This window comes from Amycolatopsis sp. NPDC102389 (assembly GCF_044765885.1).
Classification (GTDB): Bacteria; Actinomycetota; Actinomycetes; order Mycobacteriales; family Pseudonocardiaceae; genus Amycolatopsis.
In genome coordinates this window covers 1-7,829 of the sequence record NZ_JBIWKX010000121.1, presented here as the reverse complement: position 1 = coordinate 7,829, position 7,829 = coordinate 1, and the positions used below count along the sequence as shown (strand labels likewise).

The window sequence follows — 7,829 nt, the reverse complement described above, 5'->3', positions numbered from 1 at the left end:
AGGCCGGTCAGTGTCCGTGAGGTCCTGAAACATCAACTGTCCGACATGTCCTGAACTCAGACAGAGGGTTCTAACCCTCATTGCCACTCACGACCTCGGCCAAGATCGTACATATAGCCATAAACCGGACAGTGCACAGTCGGAAACTGTCCCTTGTGGACTCCCAGTGGCGCTTAGACGTCAGCGAAGAGGGCTCACGCCACGTTTGACTTACCCCTCAATAACCCTCTTTGCCACTCACGACCCCTCGTGAAATCACTCAAACCGGCCTAATCGGGCGCCAGCCTCGCGGCGAGAGGCCTTTGCGGACAGCGGGGTCGGGTGACGGCTTCCCGCAAGTGGTCCTGTAGCCGGGAGCGTGTCGCGAAAGCCACGTTCGCGACGTCTGATGTCCCGAAAGTGGCTTTCGCGACACCTGGGTTCGGAGGCCGCCAACAGACTTACAGGACACCGCTTAGACGTCAGCGAAGACGGCCACGCCACGTATGACCTACCCCTCAAATACAATCGCGGAGAGGGCGAAGCGCCAGGCCGAGCTCCCGGCACCGACGCGAGGGAGAGGTCAGGATGTTCGGCTCGAAGAAGAAGATCGACGATCTGATGGCGCAGCTCAGGCCCGACCTGAGCCGGGAATCGCTCGGCGTCGGGCCCGGCTTCCCGGGCGTCGCCCCGAACCCGCTCCTGAGCAGTGACGCACGGAGGCGCAACGCGGAACTGCGTACAGGGTCGCTCGCGCTCGGCGTTCTCGTCGACTGGCGGGAGGTCGGCGGCGACGGCAGGCCACGCGTGGTCCTGATGTTCGACGTGGAGACCGCCGGCGGCATCACGTTCCGCGGTATCGCGGACGAAGACCTCACCATCACCGAGCTCACCCGGCTCACCCCGGGACAGACGTTGCCGGTGCGCTACCGGCCGGCCGTCATGGACCACTACGTCTCCCTTGCCCGGGACGCGGACCCCGCCCACGTGCGGCGGCTCTCCGACGAGATCGCGAGCCGCAAGCAGGCCTGACCCGACACGCCCCTAGTTACGGTTCCCGTACGACTGCTCGCACGGATACCCGTCACGATCGGCGTCCCAGCTCAGCGGACGGCCCGCGTTCACCCAGGCATTGAACGCGTACGTGTACGAGAAACCTTCGGCGAAGAGGCGCTGGCACGACGTGAGCGAAGGCGCTCGCGTGACCGTCACCGGCGGTTCGACCACGACCACCGAGGTGGCGGGCGGCGCGACGACGGCGGTGGTCGTGGAGGGCGGGACGATCTCCCGCACCACGGTGACCGGCGTCCCGGCCGTCGTCGTCCCGCAACCACCCAGTGCCGCGACGGCACCCGCCGAGACCAGCAGTGCCGTGATCATCCTGTTCATACCCTTTGCCTCCCGATGGAACCGCCGAATCCTCACGGGAGGAGGACGGCGGTTTCACCGGTGACATAACGGATTTCGCGCGATCGGTGCCGCAAGTCCCCGGAAGTCGGGAGCTTCGGCACGGACCGGGCAGGGCCGGAAGACCCTAGGATTGAATGACGTTCACCATCCACGAGATGCCGAACTTGTCGGTGCAGGCACCGAATTCGTCGCCCCACATCTGCTTTTCGAAGGGAACCGAAACGGTACCCTCGGCGGAGAGTTTCTCCCAGTATCCGCGCAATTCCTCACCGTCGTCACCACTGAGGCTGACCGACAGGTTGGTGCCCGGTTTGTGCTCCATTCCCGGCGGCGTGTCCGACGCCATGATCGTGTAGCCACTCGGGGAATCGAGCTGGCTGTGCATGATCTGGTCCTCCACCGGCGATCCCGCCATACCGGACTCGCCGAACGTATTCAGCGTCAGTTCTCCGCCGAACACCGACTTGTAGAACTCCATGGCCTGCCGGGCGTCGCCGGCGAAGCTGATGTAAGGATTGAGACGGGAAGCCATTGGAACGCTCCTTCTGGTCGGGTCACGAGCATCCTGGCAGACGCCTCCCTGACGCGACAATGGCCGGGCTACGGCCGGGTGAATCCTTCGCGCAACGAAAATTCAACCCCGTTCACCGAATGTGGTGGGCGATTTCCCGAATGCCGCTTTACTTTCGGCACCGCCTCGTGAGCGGCGACCGGTCCACCGAGGGCGGGGTTGCCACGGCCTTGGGGTTCCCAATGTCGCATCAGGGACGCTGAGCGTCTCCAATGCGACATTGGGGACCCTGCTCGCCCTGGTCAACGCCGCCGATCCCGGCCTGCCGCTGCCGGCGACCTGCTCGAATGGGTCGAAGGCTAGGCCGCCGAAAACCTCAGGTGGAAGTTGTCCAGCGTCGCGGGCAACGGCCGCTCCGGCCCGAGGACCGCGCCGGAGACCAGTTCGAAGCGTCGATCCTTGATCAGGTTCGCCAGCATCGTGCTCGCGCAGAACAGCACCAGGTCCCGGCCGGGGCAGATGGCCGGTCCGGCGCTGAACGGGACCAGCGCGGGATTGGCCGCCGCGCTGCCGTCCAGCCAGATCCCGGGTTCGAACCGGTCGGCGTAGGGCAGGGATTCGGGATCGCGGTGGAAGAACGGGGTGAAGATCAGCACCGTGGTCCCCGCGGGTCCCCAGGCCGTCTCGGCCGTGCTCTCGCGCAGCAGCGCGGGAGTGGTCGGCCACAGCCGGACCGATTCGAGGGCGCAGGCGCGCAGGTACGGGAACTGGCCGGGCACGGTCAGGTCGGCGGCCGCGACCTCCTCCTCGGCGCGTTCCCGTGCGGCCGGATGAGTGGCCAGCAGGGCGAGCGCGCGGAAGGTGACGATCCCGGCGGCGTCGAACGCGAAGAGCCAGTGGGCGACCTGGTCGGCGACGACGTCCAACGTCCGCTCGCCGGCCGGGCCCGCCGACGCGATGGCTTCGGCGAGACTGCCCGGCTCCGCCCGTTCCAGATGGGCGATGAGCCGGGTGCGGAACCGGTCATGGAGCCGGTCGCGCCGGGGATGCGCGTACGCCCAGTTCGCGTCCTTGCGCAGCCGGGCGAGCGCGTCGGTCAGGCCGTCGTCGCCCGCCGCGGACTCGCCGAGGGTGACCCGGCGGACGATCCGCCACCAGGCCACGTTGAAGGTGTCCCAGTCCAGCGTGCCGCCGTCCCACAGCGACGCAGCTTCTTCACGGATCGCCTCGGCGAAGGGGGCGGCGAGGTCGTGCAGCGGCTTGCCCGGTTCGAGGACCTCTTCGTTGAACTCACGGCGCGGCGCCCGCTCCACCGCGTCCGAAACGAGAACACCGTGGGGCTGGAAATGTCCCAGCGCCGCCCGCTTCTCCTTGGTCGACGGGCTGAACGGGACCGGCGCGGCGGCGAGCACGTCACCGACGTCGTCCCCCGACAGCGCCAGATCGATCGCCCTGCCGGGCACCCGCAGGCGCAGCGGCCCCGGGCCGTACTGGGACCGCAGCCGGCACAACAGCCGCACGGCGGGGCGGTCCAGCTGGAGTTTCTGCGCCGCGGCCAGCCCCAGCGGCCGCCGTTTGATCACCCCTCCCGCGAGCGTGGGCAGCACGACACTCAGCGCGACACGCGCGGTGTCCTGAACGGAAGCGATCGCTGGTCCGGTCGTAGTCGCCATGGCGAAGGGCTACCCGGCCCGGCGCGCGCGTAATCGGTTTGTCCCACGGCCGGGCGGGGAATCCGGGCGGCATGGCGACCAAGGCACCCGGGGCGGAGCCGCCCGAGACCGCCGACCTGGGCGAGTTGCGTTCGGCGGCGTCCGGCTGCCGCGGCTGCGACCTCTATCGCGACGCCACCCAGACCGTCTTCGGCGAAGGCCCCCGCGCGGCGGAGATCATGGTGGTCGGCGAACAACCCGGTGACCAGGAGGATCGGCAGGGCGCCCCGTTCGTCGGGCCCGCCGGGCGGCTGCTCGACCGGGCTCTCGACGAAGCGGGCTTCGACCGCCGGAAGGTCTACGTCACCAACGCGGTCAAGCACTTCAAGTTCAAACGCGACGAACGCGGTAAACGGCGTATCCACAAGACGCCGTCGAAGACCGAGATCGTCGCCTGCCGTCCGTGGCTGCACGCCGAACTGGCGGCGGTCCACCCGGAGCTGCTGATCTTCCTCGGCGCGACGGCGGCGAAGGCCCTGCTGGGCGACGACTTCCGCATCACACGCAGCCGCGGCGAGCGGATCGACCTCGCCGAGTTCGCCACCACCGCCGTCGCCACGGTGCATCCGTCCGCGGTCCTGCGCGCGCCGGACCGCGACGAGGCCTATCGGGCCTTCGTCGCGGATCTCGTGGCGGCGCGCGGCACCCGCTGAATCACGCCACTTCGGAGCTACGGCCGCTGTCGTGCAGGCCGAGCATGTCCAGCAGGGTCGCGCAGTCTTCGGGGTTCTTGGCCCGCGAAGCCACGGCGAGGGCCGCCTTACGCCGGATGGCCTCTTGCTCCGGTGTGTCCTGGCCCTCCGGCAGCAGGTCCGGCACCGGATGAAGGCCGAGTTCGTCGCGCATCGTTTCCCCCTTGCCTGAAGGATGAGGTGTCGGTCTAGTACCCGCGCTCACGGGTTTGAACACAGGTGTCCCCGTTCGGGTGCGCAGAGACACGGCGCTCCTACTCCGTCCGTGTGAATCAGCTCCGCAACGCCGGGAGCAGCGTGTCCTCGGCGAAGCGAAGGAAGCCTTCCTGCTGGTCGCCGCCGATCTGGATCAAGGCGAGATCGGTGAACCCGGCCGCCTCGAACTCACCCACCTGCTTCACGATCCCGTCCACGTCGGGCCCGCACGGGATCGCCGCGGCGACGTCCTCCGGCTTGACGAATTGGGTGGCGCCGGCGAATCCGGCGGGCCCCGGCAGTTCGGCGTTGACCTTCCACCCGCCGCCGAACCAGCGGAACTGCTCGTGCGCCCGCTGGATCGCGGCGTCGCGATCCTCACCCCAGGACACCGGCAGCTGGGCGATCTTCCTGGTGGGCGGGCCGAGTTTGGTGGCGTCCCACTCGCGGCTCAGCGCCTCGTTCGGCTCCACCGCGATCATCGCGTCGGCGATCGGCGCGAACCGGGTCACCGACTGCGACCCGGACACCGCGACCGCGATGGGGACACGCTGCTCCGGGAGGTCCCAGAGTTTCGCCGAGTCCACCCGGAAGTGGTCGCCCCGGTAGTTGAAGTAGCCACCGTCGAAGAGCCCGCCGATGATCTGGACCGCTTCGGCGAGCATCTCGTGGCGGACGTTCGCCGGTGGCCAGCCGCGTCCGACGACGTGCTCGTTGAGGTTCTCCCCCGCACCGAGCCCGAGAGTGAACCGGCCGTCCGACAGTGCCTGGACGGTCGCCGCCTTCTGCGCCACCACCGCCGGGTGATAACGCATGGTCGGACACGTCACGAAGGTCATCAGTTCGACCCGTTCGGTGCTCTGGGTGACCGCGCCCAGCACGCTCCACGCGTACGGCGAATGCCCCTGCTCGTCCAGCCAGGGTGAATAGTGGTCGCTCATCACCTCGAAGTCGAAGCCCGCCTTCTCGGCCCCGGCGGCGTATCCCACCAGGTCCTTCGGTCCGGCCTGTTCGGTCATGAGGGTGTAGCCGATGCGCATCCAAGCCTCCTTTGTGTCCGACCTCCGCGTACCCGCCCGTTTCCGGGATCAACCGGACGTTTATCCGGCGAATCGAACGGGGTACCTGGTCCGAAGAGGAGAAGAGAGGAGCCGCGATGCCGCAGCAGGCCTGGAGCGACAAACGAGAACGTCAGTACGAGCACATCAAGGATTCGGCGGAGGAGCGGGGCGCGAGCACCGACCGGGCCGAGGAGATCGCCGCGCGCACGGTCAACAAGAACCGGGCGCAGGCGGGCGAGTCACGCGAGGCCAGCCGGACTTCTCTGAACGACATGTCACCGCAGCGGCGTGGTGGCAAACGATCCGGGAACCGGCTGGGCCCGAACGGCCCGACGAAGGACCAGCTCTACAACGAAGCGAAGCAGCGCAACGTCAAGGACAGGTCGCGGATGTCCAAAAAGGAGCTTCAACGAGCTCTGGGCCGTTGATCACGCGTCACGCGGCGGATCCCCGCCGCGGTCATCCCACGGCCATGGACGGATGGGTTTCGTAATGGATGCATACGGGCGGGGCGGCCTGACCCCGCAGACCCGGCCCCAATCGGACGGCCTGTCCGATCGGGTCGAACTCCGTCTGCCCGCCGAGGCGGAGCAGATCCCTCTCGTCCGCACGCTCACCCACGGTGTGGTGGCCCGTGCGGACTTCGGCTTGGACGCCATTTCAGACGCGAAGATGGCCGTCGACGAAGCCTGTTCGCAACTTGTCCAGCCCGCTGAACCGGGAGCTGTCCTTTGTTGTGTCTTTCACGAGATACCAGGAGGAATCGCCGTCTCGATCTCGACGCGGACGAGCAAGCCCCACCTGCCGAGCGAGACGACCTTCGGTTGGCACGTCTTGACGACCCTGACCGGGTCGGTGACCGCGCGATGCGAACCGATCCCCGGCGAAATGGGGGGCACGACGACGATCGAGCTCGTCCTGACCCCGGGAACGAGCGACGGGTGACCGGAGAGCGCAAGACACTCACCCGGCAGGTCGACGACTACGCCCATTGCGAACCCCTCTTCGAGGAGCTGTCGTCCCTGCCGGAGGACTCTCCGCGCCGGCAAGATCTGCGTGCCCGTCTTGTCACCGAACTCCTGCCGCTCGCGGAGCACATCGCCACAAGGTTCTCCGGCCGGGGCGAACCCCGGGAGGACCTGGTGCAGGTGGCGCGGATCGGGCTGATCAACGCGGTCGACCGGTTCGACCCCGGCCGTGGGCACGACTTCCTCTCGTTCGCCGTGCCGACGATCATGGGCGAGGTCCGGCGTCACTTCCGCGACACCGGCTGGTCGGTCCGGGTACCGAGGCGGCTCAAGGAGCTCCACGTCTCGCTCAGCCAGGGCACGGCCGCGCTGTCCCAGCGGCTCGGCCGCGCCCCGACTCCGACCGAACTCGCCGAGTACCTCGGTCTCGAGGTCAACGACGTGCGCGAAGGGCTGCTCGCCGGCCAGGCGTACCAGACGTTGTCGGTCGACAAACCGGTCCACGACAACGCCACCGAGGCCCTTTCGCTCGCCGACACGATCGGCGAGGAGGACCACGACATGGCGTTGGTCGAGACCCACGAGGCGCTGCAACCGCTGCTGCGGGAACTCCCGAAGCGCGAACGCGCGATCCTCGTCATGCGGTTCTTCGGTGGTTACACCCAGACGCAGATCGCGGAACGGATCGGCATCTCGCAGATGCACGTTTCGCGGCTCCTGTCGCAGACGCTCGACCAGCTGCGCGGGAAGCTCTCGGAGTAGCGGCTTCAGGCTCCGGGCAGTCCGTGAAGGCCATCTTGCCCACCTGGGGGCCGACAGGGCTTCAATGTCCACAAGGGACACCTCCTGGCCTTTAGGTGTCCGATTGATGCCTCTATGCGCGGTTCCGCCAGGGGTCGTGAGTGCTGATGAGGGTTATTGAGCCGAAGGTCAAACGTGGCGTGTTCTCGGGCGGGCCGATGATAGGAGGCAGGCTCCCTTCGCCGCGTCCAATGCGGTGAAAGGAGCCTTCGGCCCTGGTCAAGCGCGGGTCGCGAGTGGCGTTTCGGGTTATTGAGGTGCAAGTCAAATATGGCGTGCCGCGCACCCTTTGCGGCCTGGGTCCGCACTGACCGACGAGGGCCGATCGCGCGGCAAATGTCCATAAAGGACACTTTTCGGGTTGCCAGTGTCCGGTTTGGGTAGTCTGCACGGTTCCGCGAGGGAGTCGTGAGTGGCAATGAGGGTTCTAACCCTCTGTCTGAGTTCAGGACATGTCGGACAGTTGATGTTTCAGGACCTCACGGACACTGACCGGCCTG

The 7,829-nt window shown here is 67.5% G+C and carries 10 protein-coding genes; 5 read left to right on the top strand and 5 right to left on the bottom strand.

Annotated elements, in window-relative coordinates; all coding sequences use genetic code 11:
* The first annotated feature begins 567 nt into the window (after window positions 1-567).
* On the top strand, window positions 568-1,011 hold the full coding sequence (locus tag ACIRGA_RS40640) for a hypothetical protein (protein ID WP_400952853.1): 444 nt from the start codon (window positions 568-570) through the stop codon (window positions 1,009-1,011).
* A gap of 12 nt (window positions 1,012-1,023) precedes the next feature.
* On the opposite strand, the gene ACIRGA_RS40635 is transcribed toward ACIRGA_RS40640, so the two are convergent.
* The 3 genes from ACIRGA_RS40635 to ACIRGA_RS40625 all read right to left on the bottom strand — a co-directional run bounded on the left by ACIRGA_RS40635 (window position 1,024) and on the right by ACIRGA_RS40625 (window position 3,573).
* Window positions 1,024-1,368, bottom strand: coding sequence for a hypothetical protein (locus tag ACIRGA_RS40635; RefSeq protein WP_400952850.1), 345 nt, complete (start codon window positions 1,366-1,368; stop codon window positions 1,024-1,026).
* A gap of 145 nt (window positions 1,369-1,513) precedes the next feature.
* Complete coding sequence (locus tag ACIRGA_RS40630) at window positions 1,514-1,921, bottom strand: VOC family protein (RefSeq protein ID WP_400952846.1); 408 nt, start codon at window positions 1,919-1,921, stop codon at window positions 1,514-1,516.
* 338 nt (window positions 1,922-2,259) lie between these two features.
* The gene (locus ACIRGA_RS40625; protein WP_400952843.1) at window positions 2,260-3,573 is read right to left on the bottom strand and encodes a cytochrome P450; all 1,314 of its coding nucleotides are present in this window, start codon (window positions 3,571-3,573) and stop codon (window positions 2,260-2,262) included.
* Window positions 3,574-3,644: 71 nt separating this feature from the next.
* Between ACIRGA_RS40625 and ACIRGA_RS40620 the strand changes: the two genes are divergently transcribed.
* Window positions 3,645-4,265, top strand: a complete 621-nt coding sequence (locus tag ACIRGA_RS40620; RefSeq protein ID WP_400952841.1) for a UdgX family uracil-DNA binding protein — start codon at window positions 3,645-3,647, stop codon at window positions 4,263-4,265.
* Between the two features lies 1 nt (window position 4,266).
* Here the strand turns inward: ACIRGA_RS40620 and ACIRGA_RS40615 are convergent, their stop codons facing one another.
* A complete protein-coding gene (locus ACIRGA_RS40615; RefSeq protein ID WP_400952836.1) occupies window positions 4,267-4,458 on the bottom strand; it encodes a hypothetical protein in 192 nt (63 codons plus the stop codon).
* A 118-nt stretch (window positions 4,459-4,576) separates the two neighbouring features.
* Window positions 4,577-5,539 carry a TIGR03557 family F420-dependent LLM class oxidoreductase gene (locus tag ACIRGA_RS40610; RefSeq protein ID WP_400952834.1) on the bottom strand — a complete coding sequence of 321 codons (963 nt, stop codon included), beginning with the start codon at window positions 5,537-5,539 and terminating at the stop codon, window positions 4,577-4,579.
* A gap of 116 nt (window positions 5,540-5,655) precedes the next feature.
* On the opposite strand from ACIRGA_RS40610, the gene ACIRGA_RS40605 reads away from it, so the two are divergent.
* From ACIRGA_RS40605 to ACIRGA_RS40595, 3 genes are all read left to right on the top strand, one after another.
* Window positions 5,656-5,988, top strand: coding sequence for a plasmid stabilization protein (locus ACIRGA_RS40605; protein ID WP_400952830.1), 333 nt, complete (start codon window positions 5,656-5,658; stop codon window positions 5,986-5,988).
* 64 nt (window positions 5,989-6,052) lie between these two features.
* On the top strand, window positions 6,053-6,505 hold the full coding sequence (locus tag ACIRGA_RS40600; RefSeq protein WP_400952827.1) for an anti-sigma factor: 453 nt from the start codon (window positions 6,053-6,055) through the stop codon (window positions 6,503-6,505).
* The gene (locus ACIRGA_RS40595) at window positions 6,502-7,290 is read left to right on the top strand and encodes a SigB/SigF/SigG family RNA polymerase sigma factor (RefSeq protein ID WP_400952824.1); all 789 of its coding nucleotides are present in this window, start codon (window positions 6,502-6,504) and stop codon (window positions 7,288-7,290) included. The genes ACIRGA_RS40600 and ACIRGA_RS40595 overlap by 4 nt, the downstream gene beginning before the upstream one ends.
* Window positions 7,291-7,829 lie beyond the last annotated feature (539 nt).